Source organism: Acinetobacter sp. NIPH 1852, from assembly GCF_022549455.1.
GTDB lineage: Bacteria > Pseudomonadota > Gammaproteobacteria > Pseudomonadales > Moraxellaceae > Acinetobacter.
In genome coordinates, this window is sequence record NZ_JAKZGG010000006.1 from 121,654 (window position 1) to 140,834 (window position 19,181).

Genomic DNA, 19,181 nt, shown 5'->3' on the forward strand with positions numbered 1-19,181 from the left:
AGCTTATTTTAACGGCTCTGTCAGTAAGCCCACTTGGGTCAAACCTGCATCTTGTAAACTTGCCATGAGTGCAATCACTTCTCCATAAGGGCGTGATTGGTCACCATTGACTAAGACGGTAAGTGTTTTATTGTCTTGTTCAGCTTTGGTCTGAGCTTCAGTTAAAATATTTTCTAATTCCTGCAATGATAAAATTTGATTTTTATCGTGATCTTGGAATTCTAGATAAATATTACCACTGCTCCCTAGTGTAACGATAGGCGGTCGCTCTTGGGTTTCAATAGGAGGTGTGTTTGCTTGAGGTAAGTCAACTTTAATGCCGCTCGTGATCATGGGTGCTGTGACCATAAAAATAACCAACAGCACGAGCATGACATCAATATAAGGAACGACATTCATATCACTTTTAAGTGGTTTTTTGATGCGCTCAAAACGTCCAGATCGTTGAATCGCCATTATGCATCTTCCTGAGTCGTTCCAACAGATTGGCGTTGTAACAGGGCAACCATTTCTTCTGCAAATAAAGCACGATCTGTATAAATTGCTTCACCTTTAGCAGTAAAGTGGTTAAATGCCAGTACAGCAGGGATCGCAGCAAATAAACCAATCGCTGTTGCAATGAGTGCTTCTGCAATACCTGGTGCAACAGTTGCCAACGTTACTTGATCGACTGCGGCTAGACCAATAAAAGCATTCATGATGCCCCAAACAGTACCAAATAAACCAATATATGGGGCAACAGAACCGATACTTGCTAGCACACCTAAACTTTGTTCTAAGTGACCTTGTTCACGACTTAAACCGACACGAAGAATACGTTCGGTTCCATCAATGGTTTGTGTGGTGTCGGCTTTGCGTTTTTTTAGTTTAAAAAACTCAGCTAAACCTTGATAAAAAATATCTTCCAAACCATGACGTTTTGAGTTGAGTTGAGCATTATTGTAAAGCGTATTTAACTCGGCACCTGACCAAAACATTTTTTGAAAATGTTCATCGGCTTGTCCTGTTTTTTTATAGCTCATATGTAGTTTTGCAATCACATACCAGCTATAAATAGAAGCAAATAACAAGATCAGCATGACCAGTTGTACAACAGGGCTTGCTTGTAAAATAAGGTCGGAAATATGCATTGAAGAGTCTAAATTAGTTGCCATAAGTTCAGTGCCAAAAGTTTATTTTTCGTCCTGTGCTAATTCTTTTTGAATCAGATCACGAATTTCGTCAGGAAGTCTACGTGGCATTAACTCTTTGTTGAGACATGCCAACACAACCTCACCTGAAGCCAGCAAGATTTCACCACGATAAATATTTTGTTGCAACACAAAAGATGCTGCTTTACACGAAATAACACGTGCTGTAACGGTAATCAAATCATCCATTAATATAGGACGTACATATTTGACCTGAATTTGATGTACCACGAAGTTGTAATCTTGTTGATGCCAGTAGTGATCTACGCCTGCTGCACGTAACCATTCAGTACGGGCCCGCTCCATAAAACGGATATGATTGGCATGGTAAACAATACCGCCTGCGTCAGTGTCTTCGATATATACACGGATATTGAATTCGAAATGATTTGCCATGTCCTTTAACCTATTTCAGTATGTTTCGGGCGATGGTGGAATGATAGGGTTTCGAGATAGCGATGGAAATAGTAATAAATAACATATTGGTGACAGAGGGGAAAAATAAAGCCCTGTGAAAGGGCTTTGATTGACTTAGTTTAATTCACTCCAGTCTAGTGTCTTAGGAAAGCTTTGAACTGAACTTCCATTAGTATATGCACGAATGAGCGCTTTACCATCACTTGTATTGTTAATACCAATGTAGTTTCTAAGATTTGAGCTATCCTCTATGAAAATCTCAGCAAAGTATGGATAACCATCAGTCTCATTTTCAGTATTTCCAAATCTAAGTTTACTTTCAAAATTCACAGAGAACCATTTACCGCCAATACTGGCCACTAAGTTCCCTTCAGCCGACGTTACCATTGGTACAGAGTCAGATCCTGATTGATAAAAACGGTAATTATTTAGGACATATTGTGCTTTGAAATCTTTATTTGACCATTGAAACTCCATTTTAGGAATATCATATTGCATTGGAATTTCATTCCAAACTAATGGGATAGTGGCTTTTCCATTATAATTAAATGTTTGATTGTCAAATTCTAATTTTAAATTATTTAAATTCAGCTCCCTTTTTATGTTTCCAAAATCTGTATAATCTTTTTTGTGTTGAGCTGAAATTACACCTGAAAATATGATAGAGGATTTAAAGGCTGGATGGGTTTCACCGTTCACTGTGTATTGAAGACCCTGACATTTATTCAAGGTGACACTATCACTTTTTCTTGTCACTGTTCCTTGTCGGTTCATGCAGGTTACTCGATAACCATCATCAGTCGCCTGTTGAACAAAAGTATAGATATCATTAGCAATAGAGATAGGATTAATGAGTGGATTATCAGTTTTCTTTGACAAATTAAAAACAGTCTCATAAATTAATTCGACTTCTTCGGGTTTGGTATAGTTTACCTTTTCTTTGCTTTGAAATGAGTCGCTGTTATTTGAGCCATCACTTCCACCCCCACAAGCTGTGAGTAATAATGTACTACCACAGAAGATCGTTAAAAATTTATTTTTCATTTTTACCCTAAACAAATTAATAAAGTGATCAAAAGACTTCTTTCATTATTATTTATACCTTTTTATATTTCTCCCATCGAGAGAAAAAGGATTTATGAAAGAAGTCTAAAATAGTCTCTATATTATATTAATCACTTTGTTATAAGAAGAATTTTGTTGATTTTTATCTTATTCAGGCGGTGTTAAACCAAACTGTAAATACGCCATATTGGTTGCAATACGACCACGTGCGGTTCGCATCACATAACCTTGTTGGATTAAATAAGGCTCAATTACATCTTCCAATGTTCCACTATCTTCTGCCATAGCTGCGGCTAATGCCTCAACACCAGTCGGTCGTCCCTCAAAACGCTCTAAAAGCATAGATAAATAACGACGATCTAAAGTATCTAAGCCATCTTTATCGACATTGAGCATATCCAAAGCGCGTTGTGCCATGTCTTGCGTTACTTCACCATTGCCTTTGACTTGGGCATAGTCACGTACACGACGTAATAAGCGATTGGCGATACGTGGTGTGCCACGCGCACGACGAGCAATTTCCGTTGAACCATCTTTAGTTATCGGCACATCCATCAGGTTGGCAGAGCGTGTGACAATATGAGTGAGATCCGCGACTGAATAAAATTCTAAACGTTGCACAATACCGAAGCGGTCACGCAAAGGTGAGGTGAGTAGACCTGCACGTGTTGTCGCAGCGACCAAAGTGAATGGGGGGAGGTCTAATTTAATTGAGCGAGCAGCAGGACCTTCACCAATCATAATATCGAGTTGGTAGTCTTCCATCGCTGGATAAAGAATTTCTTCAATCACTGGAGATAGGCGATGAATTTCGTCAATAAATAAAACGTCACCTTCTTCAAGATTGGTCAGCATCGCGGCCAAATCTCCTGCACGTTCCAATACAGGCCCAGAGGTTGACTTTAAATTACCACCCATTTCACGTGCGATAATATTTGCGAGTGTCGTTTTCCCCAATCCTGGTGGACCGAAAATCAAGGTATGGTCTAAGGCTTCACCTCGTCCACGTGCAGCCCCAATAAAGATTTCCATTTGCTCACGCACTACAGGCTGACCAATATAGTCGGCTAATGAGGTTGGACGAATGGCACGATCAAAGTGATCTTCAGGTTTTTCAGAACCACTGATTAAACGGTCTTGCATAATTGATTTGGTCTATCTTTATTTATTTAATGATTTAAGCGCAGCACGGATGATATCACTCGCTTCGGTAAATTCGGCTTTAACAGATTGAATCAGTTTTTGAGCTTCAAGTGGTTTATAGCCTAATGATTGTAAAGCAGCTTCAGCTTCAGCAACAGCAGAGTTTCCAGTGAATTGTATTTGAGTTGATGCAGAGTTATTCGAAGTCGTATGAGTTGAAAATGCTTTGAAACGATCACGTAGTTCAATCATCAAGCGTTCAGCAGTCTTCGCGCCGACACCAGGGACTTTCACCAATGTTTTGACATCACCATTTTCAACGGTATGTATCAGCATATCCACACTCAAGGTTGAAAGAATACCGAGCGCCATTTTAGGGCCAACGCCATTGACTTTAAGTAAGGTGCGAAAAATGGTTTTTTCATTGGTATCAATAAAACCATAGAGTTGTTGTGCATCTTCACGAACCACCAAATGCGTCCATAAAGTCACTTTCTGTCCTTTTTGTAATTGGCAAAATGTCGAAAGAGGGGTATCTATTTCATAGCCGACACCATTTACATTCAGTAATACAGTTGGGGCTTCTAAGGCAAACACTTCGCCAATTAAACATCCGATCATGAGGTATATTTCACTATTTTATAAATGATTGAGTTTGTAGGATAAAAGCAAAACGAATCTTACACAGGTTAATCTGGATCACTAAAAGAAACCTATTTTATTGCCTTTCAGCTCTTGTGCCAAACTATAGGCTTGGTGGTCAGAGAACTTACTAATAATATCCAAGACCTGCATAATATTTTGATAATGATTGCTTTGGAAATTTGCCCCAGAGTGCTGCAAAATCGAAAGCAAACGCTGCTCTTTAAAACTTAAGCTCTTATGTGGCATGGTCAATGGAACAAAAGCATCTAAAATCGTTTGTAAGCTTTGATGTGCAATAATTTCCAAACCTGATTTTTGTGGATGTTCAAAGATTCGATCTCGGGCAAGATTTTTTGCAGTTTGAATGCCTGCTTCGATATCAGGTGAACAATATTGTAAAAGGCTACCTTTGAGCTGACCTGTCAAGATTTCATAATGATGCTTGGCAAATGCTGAACTGACTTCTTCGACTAAACGTTTCATGACACGTCCACGTAAAGCTGCGATTTTTTGTTGCCATGTGGTGTGGGGTAAATACAACTCTTCGGGACGACCAAAGTCGGCGATTAAATTCAGAAATATGGGTTCGACTTCATCATAGTCCAACATGTTTAAAATAATGCCATCTTCTAAATCAATCAGCGCATAGCAGATGTCATCTGCGGCTTCTAATAAATAAGTCAATGGATGGCGACAATAATGATATTCACCGAGTTGGATTAATCCTAGTTGTTCAGCAAGCTGTTTTAAGATCTCTTTTTCTGATTGATAACAACCAAATTTTGCTCTTTGGTGAGATGGAATATCACCTTGTGCTTCAATGGTTTTGGATAACCACGGATATTTAAGATAAGCCCCTAAAGTGGCACAAGTGAGGCGCATGCCACCATCGTCAGGATGGTAATCAATACGACTCAATAGGCGAAGACCTTGCGCATTACCTTCGAATTGACGTACATCGGCGGCTTCTTCTGGAGTCAATTTTGTAAGAAAGTCTCGATGTGATGCATCATCAAACCATTCTCGAATAGCATATTCGCCCGCATGTCCAAAAGGTGGGTTGCCAATATCATGGGCTAGACAGGCTGCTTGAATAATTGCACCGACATCCGCAGGCGAAATCCATACAGGTAGTTCATCTTTAATCTTTTCCGCAGCGAGCATGCCTAGAGAGCGTCCGATACAGGACACTTCCAGTGAATGGGTTAAACGAGTATGGATACCATCGTGTTGGGTAAGCGGGTGAACCTGTGTTTTTCTATTCAGTTGACGAAAACTTTGGGAAAATATAATTCTGTCATAATCTTTATGAAATGGACTTCGAGCCAATTCTGAACTGCTTTTTTTACTACCTAAACGAATTGCAGAAAGCAATTCCAACCAACGCATTTGTTCCATGTATCATGATTCACTATCTATTCACGATCATCATGCCAAAAAAAATATCAAAGCACTAGGGTAGAGCGACATTGTTTGGCGTTTAATATTCTTTGTACCTGCGTTAGTATTACTGTGTTGTAAATATAGATCTTGAAGTGAAAATAGTTGTTTTTGCTAAAAGATAAACCAGTTGGACATTCCACTGCATAACGGTGGAACGAGGCAATAATTTTAAATCAAGACTTGATAGCTTTGTGGTAATTTTTTAGAGATCAAATGATGAGTGGAAACGTATCAGATTTGAAAAATAGAGCAGGTGGCTAAAAATGAATTTTTTAACAAGAGCTCAATTGGTTAATGTTATTGTAAATGAAATCATTTATGTGGCTCCAGTTAATTGGTCAAAGATTGTATATTATACAGAGCGACTTCGAGATGAAAAAATTGGGTTAAGAAGTAAAGCTATTGCCGGATGTTGGTTGGGAAATGAAAAGATACCTCATAATAATTCTAAGGGACCACCTTTGAAGTCATCAGTAGAGTTATTTGAAGCTGTAGATGCGCTATTCGTATACTCGGAAGAAAATGCAGAAATATGGAGTGGCTTTGGTGTGGCTATTGATCAAAATGGTAAATACATAACTCAGTTTTACTATGCAGATACTCCACTTTTAGATAATAAAACAAATCAATATAGAGAAAAGCTTGATGCTTTAGCTGAGATGAATTAAGTATATTTTATTACCTTGTTGCTCCCTTACTGGTCATGTGGGAAGTAATGTTTGCTTTTAGATATTTGATTTTAAAATATATTTTTGGGAAACTTATATACTGAGTTGCCTCGCTGTACAGTATATTCGGTGGAACGGTGAAATCGATATGGCGTTGTAAAGCTGAAAAAATAAGATCGTAAGTTTGTATTTCTATCTAAATAAAAAAGTCTATTTATGTAATTCATCTACTTATCAAGCTTTACTAGAAGAGCAGTAGGCCGTTATCAAACAAATTTTGATTATTTAAAGCTAGATATGGCTAGCTGAAAAGAGCCTTTCACAGTAGAATATGCGCTCTTTCATAAGTCACATTGCGGTAGGTCTGTTCGATCTGCCCGTGGAGCCAAAGTCAACATGTTTATCGTGGCCGGTGCATCAGCACATTCTTCTTTTAAGAAAGCTCAACTCTTAAACCGTTTAACGTCAATGAGTTCTGTTCAATCTTTTGACAGCCAGTGGGTTTATTTGTTTGATCAAGCGCTCAACGAGCAGCAGTATCAATCGGCATTACAACTTTTAAACGATGGTCAATCTTTTGAACTTCGCCAAGCTGCAAGTGATGAAATCCAGATTTTAGTAACACCACGTGTCGGCACAATCTCGCCGTGGTCATCTAAAGCAACCGATATTTTCCAAAACTGTAATACTCCAATTCATCGTTTAGAGCGTGGTCTTTTATTTACCTTAAAAGGGGTAAAAGAGATTTCGAACGAAGTGAAATTGGCATTACATGACCGCATGACAGAAAATGTTTTTACTCAAATTGAAGATGCAACTGCACTGTTTTCTGAAACTGCACCAAAACCGTTGAACTCGATTGATATTTTGGGTCAAGGCAAAGACGCACTAGTTAAAGCCAATAATGAATTTGGTTTTGCGCTCTCTGATGAAGAAATTGATTACTTAGTCGCAGCATTTTCTAAGTTGGGTCGTAATCCAAACGACATCGAATTGATGATGTTTGCACAGGCAAACTCTGAACATTGTCGTCATAAAATCTTTGGTTCTGAATGGACAGTTGATGGTGAGAAACAACCATTGTCATTGTTCCAAATGATTAAGAACACCTATAAAGAATCTCCGAACGATGTGTTATCAGCTTATAAAGATAATGCTTCTGTGATCGTCGGTTATGACACCATGCGTTTTTATCCAAAAGCGGATGAAAATGGTCACTTCGTATATAAATATAAGAGCCAAGCAGCTCACATCTTAATGAAGGTTGAAACCCACAACCATCCGACCGCAATTTCTCCATTCGCTGGTGCGGCAACAGGTTCAGGCGGTGAAATTCGTGACGAAGGTGCGACAGGTCGTGGTGGTAAACCTAAAGCAGGTTTAACAGGCTTTACGGTTTCTAACTTAAATATTCCGGGCTTTGAACAGCCTTGGGAAGAGAACTACGGCAAACCTTCACGTATGGCATCGCCATTACAAATTATGATTGAAGGTCCATTGGGCGGCGCGGCATTTAACAATGAATTCGGTCGTCCTGCGCTGAATGGTTATTTCCGTACTTTCGAACAGAATGTAAATGGTGAAGTGAAAGGCTTCCACAAACCAATCATGATCGCAGGTGGTTACGGTAATATCCGTCCAGACCATGTGGAAAAAGATGCGATTCAACCAGGTGACTTACTCATTGTATTGGGTGGTCAAGCAATGTTGATCGGTCTAGGTGGTGGTGCTGCATCTTCTGTAGACAGTGGTACCATGGGTGAGAGCCTTGATTTCGCTTCAGTACAACGTGAAAACCCAGAAATGGAACGCCGTTGCCAAGAAGTGATTGATACGTGCTGGCGTTTAGAAGACTTCAACCCAATCGTTTCTGTACATGATGTCGGTGCGGGTGGTTTATCAAATGCAATGCCTGAACTTGTGAACGATCACGAGTTAGGTGCGGTGCTCAATCTTCGTAAGATTCCATCATTAGAGCCGGGCATGAGCCCAATGGAAATCTGGTCAAATGAAGCGCAAGAACGTTATGTACTTGCGATTCGCCCAGAGTCTTTGGCACAATTTGAATCAATCTGTGCACGTGAACGTTGTCCGTTTGCTGTATTGGGTGAAGCGACAGAAGCACGTCATTTAACAGTTGAAGATCCATTGTTTGAAAACAATGCAGTCGATATCCCGATGCAAGTGATGTTGGGTGGTACGCCACGTATGCAACGTGCGTATGAAACCATTGAACGTAAAGGCACTGACTTTGATGCATCAAAAGTTGATTTGAAGGATGCGATCTTCCGCGTATTGAAGAATCCAACTGTTGCGTCTAAATCATTCTTGATCACCATTGGTGACCGTTCGATTACAGGTATGGTTGCACGTGACCAAATGGTGGGTCGTTGGCAAGTTCCTGTTGCAGATGCAGCAGTAACCACAACGAGCTTACAAGGCTTCACAGGTGAAGCAATGGCAATGGGCGAACGTCCACCAGTTGCATTGTTAAACCCTGCTGCATCTGCTCGTTTAGCAGTTGCTGAAGCGATTACCAATATTGCATGTGCCAACATTGAACAAATCAGTGATATCAAACTTTCTGCAAACTGGATGGCTGCTGCTGGTCAAAAAGGTGAAGACCAAGCGTTGTTTGAAGGGGTGAAAGCGATTGGTATGGAAATGTGTCCTGCATTGGGCATCGCCATTCCAGTTGGTAAAGACTCACTTTCCATGCGTACTACTTGGAATGATGGTGAAGACAAAGCCGTAACTTCTCCAATGACAGGCGTGATCACTGCATTTGCACCAGTGTTAGATGTACGTAAAACACTAACACCTGAATTAAAAAATATCGCTGATTCAGTATTGGTTCGCATTGATCTGTCTAAAGGTCAGTTCCGCCTAGGTGGTTCGATTCTTGCGCAAGTATATAAAGCAATCGGTTCTGTTACCCCTGATGTCGATAGTTTTGATGACTTCAAAGCATTCTTTGCATTGATTCAAGATTGGAACAATCGTGGTTTGATCAAGGCTTACCATGACATCGGTGATGGTGGTTTATTAGCGACTGTTGCTGAAATGATGTTTGCTTCACGCTTAGGTGTTGCTCTAGAAAATCAATCAACTGAAAGCTTATTTGCTGAAGAAATTGGTGCAGTTCTACAAATCACTGCTGCTGATTGGGCACAATTAGAATCAGAAGTTGCAGCGTCAAGTTTGAAAGATGCCATCGCTGTTGTTGGTCGCGTGAACACAACTGATCAATTGGTTGTAAATGGTTTAACTTTAGAACGTGCTGAATTACAACAAGCATGGGCTGAAGTATCACATCAGATCCAGCGTTTACGTGATAACGTTGAAACTGCTGATCAAGAGTTTGCCTTAATTGCAGATCCAAACCACAAAGGTTTAATTGCACAAGCAACTTATGACTTAAATGAGCCTGTAGAAGCGCCATTTATCAATACACGTCGTCCAAGTATGGCGATCTTGCGTGAGCAAGGTGTCAACGGTCATGTTGAAATGGCGGCTGCTTTTGATAAAGTCGGTTTCAATACCATCGACGTGCATATGAGTGACTTACTTGCTGGTCGTGTGAGCTTAAGTGATTTTGAAGGCTTAGTGGCATGTGGCGGTTTCTCATACGGTGACGTAATGGGTGCTGGTGGTGGTTGGGCTAAATCAGTATTGTTCAACGCGAAACTACGTGATCAGTTTGAACAATTCTTCCATCGTGAAGATACCTTCAGCTTAGGTGTGTGTAACGGCTGTCAAATGATCTCTCAACTTGCGCCATTGATTCCGGGTGCAGAGCATTGGGGACGTTTCCATCGCAACATGTCAGAGGTATTTGAAGCGCGTGCAGTCAATGTTCGTGTAGAGAAATCGGTATCTGTCTTGCTTGAAGATATGCAAGGTTCAATTTTACCGATTGCGGTTGCGCATGGTGAAGGTCGTTTAGTTGCAACTGAACAACAACTTGCAGCTTTAAATGCTGAGAACCAAGTGGTGTTACGTTATGTGGATAGCTTGGGTAATCCAACTCAGCACTATCCATTGAACCCGAATGGTTCACCTGAAGCGATTACAGGTTTAACCTCTAAAGATGGTCGTGCGACAGTGATGATGCCGCATCCAGAGCGTAACTTCCGTGCTTTACAGCATTCTTGGAAGCCTGAAGATTGGGCTGAAGATGGTGCTTGGTTGCGTATGTTCCGCAATGCCCGTAAATTTATTGGTTGATGTGACTTAATCATAAGAGCCACCTTTAGTTTATAAATTAAAGGTGGCTTATTTTTTTGCGATAAAAATGATGAAAAAAATAGTTCCAGTTGTGATTAGAAGCTCTGATCAAGGTTTAGAAATATTAGCTTTTCAGCATCCACTTGCTGGAATTCAATTAGTGAAAGGTACAATAGAGCGAGATGAGCCGTATGAACAAGCTGCTGTCAGAGAGCTATTTGAAGAATCTGGATTAGTGGCTGAACCAAATCCAAAGTTTATTGGAAATCTTGCAGTTAAATTGAGTCGACAAGATTGGTATTTTTATGTATGTCAAATAAGAACTGAGATGCCAGAGATGTGGATACATCATTGTCAGGATGGTGGCGGTTTAGATTTTGAATTTTTCTGGCATCCTTTATACCAACAGCCAGATGATAATTGGCATATAACGTTTCAAGAGGCCTTAGGTTTTATTAAGGAAAAACAAGATTTATTTTAATATCCTATAGCCCATCTTCTCTTGGCGAAAGCCAATCCGTGTATTTATCTCTTAAAGCATTTCTTTTTGCATCATTAAAAATAATAAAATCAATACCACCATCATAGGGAGCAACAATGATGTTCTGCTCAAAAGAAACCATAAAAGCGCGAACTTCATCATCAGCGATTTTTTTTAATAACTCATTGTGAGTATTCGGTTGCCAAATTGTTTCTACAGAATATGGTCTAAAAAAGCGATCTTCATCTTCTTCATCAAAATCTTCAGGATTTACTTGTTTTAGATTAATGGCTTTTTCTTCATGAAATGGATAGAAGAGAATAAATGCAGGATCATAAGTTTCATTATTGGAAGATTGACTGAAATAATGACCCGAAACTATAAAGATAAAGGCATTTTCCCCGAAGCAGTCTGTAATAATTTCATTGTGTCGATTTAGGAGTAGTTCATATTCTTCGGTCGTATTTGCATATCTTTTTGATTCGGGTAAGCTATGAATTCTGAACCATAATTGTGGAAAGTAGTGCTTAAGTAAGTGAGAAAATGGGAGTTTGTTGGGATAGAACTGATCCCATTGCGATTGAAATGAGTTGCTCATATTTTGAAATCGAAGAATTTAGTAATATATTATTAATATAATTTGGCATAGCTAATTTAAGAAGTAAAATTTTTATGAGTATAGTTTCATATCAATTTTACTTTTAAAAAACTGGTTCAATTTTTGCTTTCTCAATAATGATCATAAAAATCGGAGAACAACATGATGAAAAACGAAAATCACATAAGAATCATCTATAGCAAAGACAAAGGTTGGTTTTGGTTTGGTTTAACCATCGTCATCCAAATTTTATTTATCTTAGTGAGTTATCTTGTGATGAATATTTCACTTTGATTTTTCTTTATTTTTAAGGCTATGATCTAGCTAAATTCGTAAAGATAAAAGCTGCTAAACATATGCTAAAACTCATCTACTATGTCCCTGAATCACACCTAGAATCAACCAAACAAGCCATATTTTCAGTTGGTGCAGGTGGAATAGGGAATTATGAACACTGCGCGTGGCAAGTGAAAGGCATAGGGCAGTTTAAGCCCGTTAAAGGTGCAAATCCATTTTTAGGGCAGTTAGATGAATTAGAACAACTCGAAGAATGGCGTGTTGAAACGATTGTCTCAGAAAAAAAAGCCAGTGCTGTCGCCAAAGCATTAAAGACAAGCCATCCTTATGAAGAGCCTGCCTTTGAGTTTATCCAAATATTAGATATTGAATAATTTAAACTTTTTGAATAAATAGGTCACGGTCAAAGCGGTACTGCGGGAAGAACACACCATCTTCTGCTCGTTCACCTGCGCTAATCACCATCACTGGATGTTGTTGATCACTTAGGTTTAAGATTTTACGGACCATAGGCTCATCGAATCCTTCCATCATACAACTATCAAAACCATAGGCACGTAATGCCAATACAAAATTTTCACATGCTAAAGCGGTCGTTTTAGTCGCCCATAGTTTTGCATCGGCAGAGTTAAATGCAGTCACAGGAAGTTGTTTATCGAGTGTGCGTGCAACCTTAAATGCAACTTTCTTAAAATTACCCAATGCATTGAAGTAACCAGTTTTATAGTTATATGGAATAAAACGATAATACTTTTGTACAGCAGGTGGTGCTTCAGGGAAAGGGAACTCAGTGATATTCAGTTTTGCCATTTCATCAACGCGATCTGTACGAGCAACACATACGATCAATTCAGGTGCTGTTTTCGCCGCAAGTTGGTTTAAACATGCTTTGACCAGTTGTTTTTTCTTGGCTGGATTTTGCACAACGTAAAACGTCCAAGGTTGTAAATTCGATGAGTTGGGCGCAAGCAATGCCAAATCCAAACATTCATCTAAAATTTCGCTTGGAATCGGTTTATCGGTAAATTTACGTACTGAACGGCGGCTTTCAACGACTTTGCGGAAGTTGGCAACATCAATGTCTTGTGGCGCAGGTTCGTAATAGCGTTTTTTTTCGGAAGACGTTTTTTGGGTTGTCATGAGTTCGATATTTTCCTAAATATTTATTCTTCTATTGGGACATTCCGACAAAAACCAACTGATGAAGTGAACAAGTTACTTTTTTATAAAAATATTGAATCATTAAATTTTTTAGAATCAAAAAAAATCTAAATAAAGAAGCAAGTTACTCAAGTGGAATAACTTACTTTTAAAATCAGGAATGATATGAAGATTAAGCCGTTGCAGTTTCTAGTTTTGGTTCTGGACGTTTGAGTAATGCATAACTGATTCCTGTAATACAGCTACCCGCTGTAATTGCAGCGAGGTACAGCCACGCATGATTAATCGCATTTGGAATAAGTAAAACAAATACGCCGCCATGTGGTGTAACCAATTCACAGTGGAATAAGGCGACCAATGCACCCGTAACAGCACCACCTAAAATACAAGCTGGAATCACACGCATTGGATCTTTAGCTGCAAAGGGAATTGCACCTTCCGAAATAAAACATAGACCTAGTACAAAGGCAGCTTTGCCAGCATCACGTTCACTTTGATTGAATTTATTTTTTGCTAACAAAGTTGCAATCGCCATACCAATGGCGGGAACCATACCGCCAGCCATGGTCGCCGCCATTGGCATATAGGTATTTGTGGTGAGTAGCCCTACGGTAAAGGCATAAGCTGCTTTATTAATTGGACCACCCAAATCAATACACATCATTGATGCGAGTACGATGCCCATCAAAACAGCATTGGTTGTGCCCATATTGTTGAGGAAATCTTTCATCATTTCAAAGATATGTGCGACTGGCTGTCCAACCACATAGTACATAATCAGACCTACTGATAGTGTGCCTAAAAGTGGAATGATCAGAATAGGTTTCAATGACTCTAAACTGGTTGGCAATTTAATTTTCTTGGCGAGAAATAGGGCAATGTAACCTGCGAGGAAACCTGAAACGATACCACCAAGAAAACCAGCGTCAAGTTGTGTGGCAATTAATCCACCAATCAAGCCAGGCGCTAAACCAGGACGGTCAGCAATTGAATAGGCAATATAACCCGACAGCATTGGCACCATTAAGGTGAATGCGGCTGCACCGATTTGTTTTAGTATATAAGCTAAGCTTCCTGTTTCTTCCGCTGCATTAAGACCGAAGCAAAGTGATAGCGCAATTAAAAGCCCACCTGCCACGACCATAGGCAGCATGAAAGACACACCTGTCAGTAGGTGCTTATAAACGCCAGTTTTTTCTTGGCTTTTATTTTCTGCCGTTTGTTTACTTTGTTTGGATGATTCAAGAACGGCCGCTTCACTGATTGCTTCGGCAAATGTTTTATCTGTTTGTTTAAGCGCAAAGCCTGTACTACAACGATAAACACGTTTCCCCACAAAACGATCGGTATTCACTTCAATATCAGTCGCCAGAATAACAATGTCAGCTGCGGCAATGGCTTCATCCGTGAGGATATTTTTTGCACCTACAGAGCCTTGTGTTTCAACATCAATCTGGTAGCCAAGTCTATTTGCACCTTGTTGTAATGCTTCGGCAGCCATAAACGTATGAGCAACACCCGTTGGGCAAGCGGTAATCGCAACAAAATGTTGAGCTTGCTGAGTGTTGTTCAGTTGAGTTTCAGCTTTTAGTCGATCAATTGGTTGTGCATGCGCTAAAGCGTATTGAAAGGCCTGCTGAATATCTTGGTTCGCTTGTTCCAGTGAAATAGTGACGATTGGATAGGCTTTAAATGGGTCAAGTTGAGTCGGTGTCTGACCAATAAAAATAACTTTATTAAATGCAATGTCAGGAATTTGATCTTTTACTGAAATGGTATGACTTTCAAAACCTTGTTGTTTCGCAAGTTGCGCCAATTTTTTTGTCAGAATCAATGCATCAACAGGATTTTGAGGATGATTGATGACCAATAAGAGAGAGTTAAGGGTTTGCATCAGATTCACTCAAGGTTTTGATCGTTGTGTGTTGTTTTAAATCAGCTAAAAGTTCAGGGGTTGGAACACGAAAGCCCACCTGAGTTACGGCATGACTGGCAATTGCCGTTGCTGTTGCTAGGATATCGTCTGTCGATAACTGGTTCGCTAGTCCATGAATCATGCCAGCCAAAAGGGAATCTCCAGCACCTACAGTACTTTTCACATGTACTTGAGGTGGTTGTGCAGCATAAGCTTTGTTTTGATGAAGCCAATGTACGCCATGTTCACCCATTGAAATGACGATATGTTCAATTTGAGAATTGAGTGATTTGAATAATTGTCGTTGATCTTCAAGACTTTCAACAGACACCCCAAAACTTTCTTGTAATTCATCGGTATTTGGTTTGATCATCCACGGATTCATGGCGATCGCAGCAGTTAAAGCTTTTCCACTTGTGTCTACAGCAACAGGTTTGTTTTGTATGTGTAGGATTTGCATGAGCTGTTTTAAATCATCCACGCCAAAGCCCAACGGTAGGCTACCCGCAATCACGACATAATCTACTGAGTCGCTACATTGTTGAATACGTTTGAACAATGCTTGTTTATCTTCGGTAGACACTTGAAAGCCTTGACCATTAATATCGGTCATTCGTCCAGACTGTTCAGCAATTTTGATGTTTTGGCGAGTTTCACCCTCAATATAGATAAATTGGTCATCAAACTGCATCGCTTGAAAATGCTGTTTAAAGAGCGCTTGATTTTTTGTACCTAAAAAACCAGACACAATTAACTCATGCCCTAAATCATGTAGCACTTGAGCAACATTGAGCCCTTTACCTGCGGCGTGGTATAGAATGTTCTGCTGACGATTGACTTCGCCAATACGTAACTGTTCAAGTTCGATAGTGGCATCAATGGCAGGGTTGAGGGTAATGGTTAAAATTTTAGCCATGTGTTTGCTCCACGAATGATCGAACGGCAGGCGCACTTTCACATTTGAGTGCGTGTTGGGCAAGCTGTTGGCAGTCAGCAAAATTAAGCTGACGAATTTGTGCTTTCACTAGCGGAATACTGGACGCTGACATACTGAGTTCATCCACACCTAAACCCAGTAAAATAGGCACAGCTTTGGGATCGGCTGCAAGCTCACCACAGACACCGACCCATTTTTTATTCGCATGGGCTGCACGTACAGTTTGATCAATTAACATTAAAATACTTGGGTGCAGGCCATCAGCTTCGGCAGATAAAACAGGATGCCCGCGATCGATCGCTAACGTGTATTGGGTTAAGTCATTGGTACCAATACTGAAAAAGTCGACTTCTTTTGCAAGCAAGGGCGCGATTAATGCGGCTGATGGAACCTCAATCATAATACCGACTTCGAGATTTGGGCAGGGATACTTGAGTAAAACCTCATCTAAAATTGCTTTAGCAGCGCGCCATTCTTCAATACGTCCGACCATCGGGAACATGATTCTTAAAGGGCGATCATCCGCAGCACGAACCAATGCCGTGAGTTGCTGACGTAAAAATTGTGGTTTACGTAAGGTTAAACGGATACCACGCACACCCAAGAAGGGGTTTTCCTCAGCATCTATCGGTAAGTAAGGTAACGGTTTATCACCACCGACATCTAAAGTACGGACTACCAAAGGTCGACCGGCCAAGGTATCTAATACATGGCGGTATTCTTTTTCTTGTACGTCTTCGTCAGGTGCTTGGCGATGTGCCATAAAGACGAGTTCAGTGCGTAATAAACCAATTGCTTCTGCACCGTAGTTCACCGCTTTTTCAGTATCTAAAATTTTACCAAGATTGGCTGCTACTTCGACTTGGTGCTGATCTAAGGTAATTGCTGGCTCGTGACAATGTTGCTCTGCTTCATGGCGACGTTGATGTTGCAGTTCACGTTCATGAATGGCGTGGTCAATTTGTGCTTGAGATGGATTGATTTCAAATGCACCTGTATCTCCATTAATCAACACCGTTGTATGTGGAGCAATATCTAATACCGCTTTACTTGCACCCACAACCGCAGGAATCCCCAAAGCACGGGCAACAATCGCACTATGTGCACTTGCACCACCCACAGCAGTCAGAATACCTGCTACACGGTCTTTATTCAGACGAGCGACATCACTTGGCCCAACATCATGCATGATTAAAATATAGGGTTGATCAGGTTCTTGAACCGCCACTTCATCACATAAAACTGCTAAGACTTTGTCTCCAATATCACGCAAATCTGCAGCACGTTCAGCGAGTAATCGATCAGGTAAAGCAGCTTGGGCTTGAGCTGCTTTTTCAATATATTCGTACCATGCAGTTGGGGCAGTTAGGTTCTGATTCAGTGCTTGGTGAACTTGTTGGATCAGGTCAGGATCATCCAATATTTCCAGATGTGCCATGAAGATCTGTTTAATCTCATTGGCTTCAGTCTTTGCAATCAGTTGATGAAGGGTGTTTTTAACACTATGCAGCGCAATTTCTAGTTTTTCCTTTTCTGCCTTAACATTATTTCCAAAACGTTCATATTGAAAATGTTTAGGATTGATTACATGCGCTGGACCAAAAGCGAGACCTGTCGATGCTGCTATTCCTATGGTTGGTGTTACGGTACTTTCTTCAAAATCAATGCTTGAGATTTGTTGAGTCGCTACTTTTTCTTCAATGGCTTCGACTTCTTCACCTAAACCTTGTTGAACGGCTTGAAGAATGATCGTGAGTCCCTCAACAGCATCAGTATTTGGTTCAGCAATGAAAGTAAGTGTTTGACCATATTTACAACCAAGCGCGAGCAACTTAGTTAAGCTTTTGGCTGAAATAAATTGTCCACCATCAACAGCAACTCGAATATCACCTTGATAGGTTTTGGTAAGATTGACAAGTTGAGTCGCAGGGCGGGCATGCAGTCCGTGAGCATTTGCCAGAATAATACTTTGTGATGGCCAATCTGGAATTGTTTCTGCACCTACGAGCTTAGCAATGTCTTGGCGATGATGCTGATCACTGAGTTGTTGCTGGATTTGTGGTTGAAATAATAAATCCAGCAAACGTTGTAATTGTGGGTAATTTAATTGTTCATGTTGTGCAATACAAATCAAAGTTTGAATTTGACCGTTTTTAAAATCAATAGCTTGATCTGCCTTGACAATACTGACCGCAGATTGTGAAACATAATTTTTCGCTGAAATAGACCAAAGCGTATCTTGGATTTGGATGAGATTTTTGGGATCAAGTTGGCTAATGAAACCTGCTTCAACTAATTTTTGTTGTTTGAGTAATTTATTTGCTGACCATAAGAAATCGTCAATATCAGTCGCTTGAATTTGAGTTTCGATCAAATTTTCATGCAAAACCAGTGTTTCAGGTTGAGCCTGTAAAATCTCAATAATTTGCGCTGCACTTTTGGCGTGTTGGACTTGATCTGAAACCTCTTGAGAAAGTGCACGAGTCAGAATTTGTAAAACTTGTAAATGCTCATCAGACTTTGCGGCAATGACAACTGCCAAATAAACTGTGTTTTCACCATCCCAAACCACACCTTCAGGAAAATGTGCCAAGCGAATCCCTGTTTCTAAAATAAATTCACGGGATTGGGGGGTGCCATGAGGGATCGCGATCCCTTGACCCAAATAGGTTGCACTTTGGGCTTCACGTGCATGTAATCCAGATAAATAATCTGATTTGACTAATTGATCTTGAACCAAAATATTGGCTAAACATTCGAGTGCTTCTGCCTTATCCTTAGCAGATTGATTCATATGTACATGTTGTGGTTCAAGTACAAACATAAAACATCCTTTGGTGATGAAAATAATAGTCTCTGTTAAGGCCACGCTCAGACCTATCAACAAAGATATTTTTAGAGTAACCGTTTATGTCACATGCAGCCGTACCAGCGGTCAACAGCGCACGTCAAAGATAAAAAAAAGAAGCTAATTTCCACTTCATGTCCGAGACA

At 40.1% G+C, this 19,181-nt stretch carries 17 protein-coding genes; 5 read left to right on the forward strand and 12 right to left on the reverse strand.

Annotated elements, in window-relative coordinates:
- Nucleotides 1-3: 3 nt before the first annotated feature.
- The 7 genes from tolR to MMO38_RS06905 all read right to left on the reverse strand — a co-directional run bounded on the left by tolR (nucleotide 4) and on the right by MMO38_RS06905 (nucleotide 5,858).
- Nucleotides 4-456 carry a protein TolR gene (gene tolR / locus MMO38_RS06875; RefSeq protein WP_005195778.1) on the reverse strand — a complete coding sequence of 151 codons (453 nt, stop codon included), beginning with the start codon at nucleotides 454-456 and terminating at the stop codon, nucleotides 4-6.
- The gene (gene tolQ, locus MMO38_RS06880; protein ID WP_004668917.1) at nucleotides 456-1,154 is read right to left on the reverse strand and encodes a protein TolQ; all 699 of its coding nucleotides are present in this window, start codon (nucleotides 1,152-1,154) and stop codon (nucleotides 456-458) included. The genes tolR and tolQ overlap by 1 nt, the downstream gene beginning before the upstream one ends.
- A gap of 18 nt (nucleotides 1,155-1,172) precedes the next feature.
- Nucleotides 1,173-1,586, reverse strand: coding sequence for a tol-pal system-associated acyl-CoA thioesterase (ybgC, locus tag MMO38_RS06885; RefSeq protein ID WP_004668915.1), 414 nt, complete (start codon nucleotides 1,584-1,586; stop codon nucleotides 1,173-1,175).
- A gap of 135 nt (nucleotides 1,587-1,721) precedes the next feature.
- Nucleotides 1,722-2,651 carry a hypothetical protein gene (locus MMO38_RS06890; protein ID WP_241323044.1) on the reverse strand — a complete coding sequence of 310 codons (930 nt, stop codon included), beginning with the start codon at nucleotides 2,649-2,651 and terminating at the stop codon, nucleotides 1,722-1,724.
- Nucleotides 2,652-2,819: 168 nt separating this feature from the next.
- Complete coding sequence (ruvB, locus tag MMO38_RS06895) at nucleotides 2,820-3,815, reverse strand: Holliday junction branch migration DNA helicase RuvB (RefSeq protein ID WP_241323045.1); 996 nt, start codon at nucleotides 3,813-3,815, stop codon at nucleotides 2,820-2,822.
- Nucleotides 3,816-3,833: 18 nt separating this feature from the next.
- Nucleotides 3,834-4,436, reverse strand: a complete 603-nt coding sequence (gene ruvA / locus MMO38_RS06900) for a Holliday junction branch migration protein RuvA (protein WP_004668911.1) — start codon at nucleotides 4,434-4,436, stop codon at nucleotides 3,834-3,836.
- Nucleotides 4,437-4,517: 81 nt separating this feature from the next.
- Nucleotides 4,518-5,858 (reverse strand): deoxyguanosinetriphosphate triphosphohydrolase, encoded by a 1,341-nt coding sequence (locus tag MMO38_RS06905; protein WP_004668910.1) that lies wholly within the window; start codon nucleotides 5,856-5,858, stop codon nucleotides 4,518-4,520.
- A gap of 308 nt (nucleotides 5,859-6,166) precedes the next feature.
- Between MMO38_RS06905 and MMO38_RS06910 the strand changes: the two genes are divergently transcribed.
- From MMO38_RS06910 to MMO38_RS06920, 3 genes are all read left to right on the forward strand, one after another.
- Entirely contained in the window at nucleotides 6,167-6,571 is a 405-nt protein-coding gene (locus tag MMO38_RS06910; RefSeq protein ID WP_241323046.1) for an antitoxin YezG family protein, read from the forward strand.
- A gap of 396 nt (nucleotides 6,572-6,967) precedes the next feature.
- On the forward strand, nucleotides 6,968-10,798 hold the full coding sequence (gene purL / locus MMO38_RS06915; RefSeq protein ID WP_241323047.1) for a phosphoribosylformylglycinamidine synthase: 3,831 nt from the start codon (nucleotides 6,968-6,970) through the stop codon (nucleotides 10,796-10,798).
- A gap of 70 nt (nucleotides 10,799-10,868) precedes the next feature.
- Nucleotides 10,869-11,279 (forward strand): NUDIX domain-containing protein, encoded by a 411-nt coding sequence (locus MMO38_RS06920; protein WP_241323083.1) that lies wholly within the window; start codon nucleotides 10,869-10,871, stop codon nucleotides 11,277-11,279.
- 4 nt (nucleotides 11,280-11,283) lie between these two features.
- Here the strand turns inward: MMO38_RS06920 and MMO38_RS06925 are convergent, their stop codons facing one another.
- Nucleotides 11,284-11,877 carry a hypothetical protein gene (locus tag MMO38_RS06925; RefSeq protein ID WP_241323048.1) on the reverse strand — a complete coding sequence of 198 codons (594 nt, stop codon included), beginning with the start codon at nucleotides 11,875-11,877 and terminating at the stop codon, nucleotides 11,284-11,286.
- A 162-nt stretch (nucleotides 11,878-12,039) separates the two neighbouring features.
- Between MMO38_RS06925 and MMO38_RS16645 the strand changes: the two genes are divergently transcribed.
- Both MMO38_RS16645 and MMO38_RS06930 read left to right on the forward strand, forming a co-directional pair.
- Nucleotides 12,040-12,171 carry a KGW motif small protein gene (locus MMO38_RS16645; protein WP_004668905.1) on the forward strand — a complete coding sequence of 44 codons (132 nt, stop codon included), beginning with the start codon at nucleotides 12,040-12,042 and terminating at the stop codon, nucleotides 12,169-12,171.
- A gap of 62 nt (nucleotides 12,172-12,233) precedes the next feature.
- Nucleotides 12,234-12,548 carry an NGG1p interacting factor NIF3 gene (locus MMO38_RS06930; protein ID WP_241323049.1) on the forward strand — a complete coding sequence of 105 codons (315 nt, stop codon included), beginning with the start codon at nucleotides 12,234-12,236 and terminating at the stop codon, nucleotides 12,546-12,548.
- A 1-nt stretch (nucleotide 12,549) separates the two neighbouring features.
- Here MMO38_RS06930 and MMO38_RS06935 read toward each other — a convergent pair whose 3' ends face one another.
- The 4 genes from MMO38_RS06935 to ptsP all read right to left on the reverse strand — a co-directional run bounded on the left by MMO38_RS06935 (nucleotide 12,550) and on the right by ptsP (nucleotide 19,011).
- On the reverse strand, nucleotides 12,550-13,314 hold the full coding sequence (locus MMO38_RS06935) for a nitroreductase family protein (protein WP_241323050.1): 765 nt from the start codon (nucleotides 13,312-13,314) through the stop codon (nucleotides 12,550-12,552).
- A gap of 193 nt (nucleotides 13,315-13,507) precedes the next feature.
- Nucleotides 13,508-15,229 carry a fructose-specific PTS transporter subunit EIIC gene (locus tag MMO38_RS06940; RefSeq protein WP_241323051.1) on the reverse strand — a complete coding sequence of 574 codons (1,722 nt, stop codon included), beginning with the start codon at nucleotides 15,227-15,229 and terminating at the stop codon, nucleotides 13,508-13,510.
- The gene (gene pfkB, locus MMO38_RS06945; protein ID WP_241323052.1) at nucleotides 15,216-16,166 is read right to left on the reverse strand and encodes a 1-phosphofructokinase; all 951 of its coding nucleotides are present in this window, start codon (nucleotides 16,164-16,166) and stop codon (nucleotides 15,216-15,218) included. Before pfkB ends, MMO38_RS06940 begins: the two co-directional genes overlap by 14 nt.
- On the reverse strand, nucleotides 16,159-19,011 hold the full coding sequence (ptsP, locus tag MMO38_RS06950) for a phosphoenolpyruvate--protein phosphotransferase (RefSeq protein WP_241323053.1): 2,853 nt from the start codon (nucleotides 19,009-19,011) through the stop codon (nucleotides 16,159-16,161). The genes pfkB and ptsP overlap by 8 nt, the downstream gene beginning before the upstream one ends.
- Between the last annotated feature and the right edge of the window lie 170 nt (nucleotides 19,012-19,181).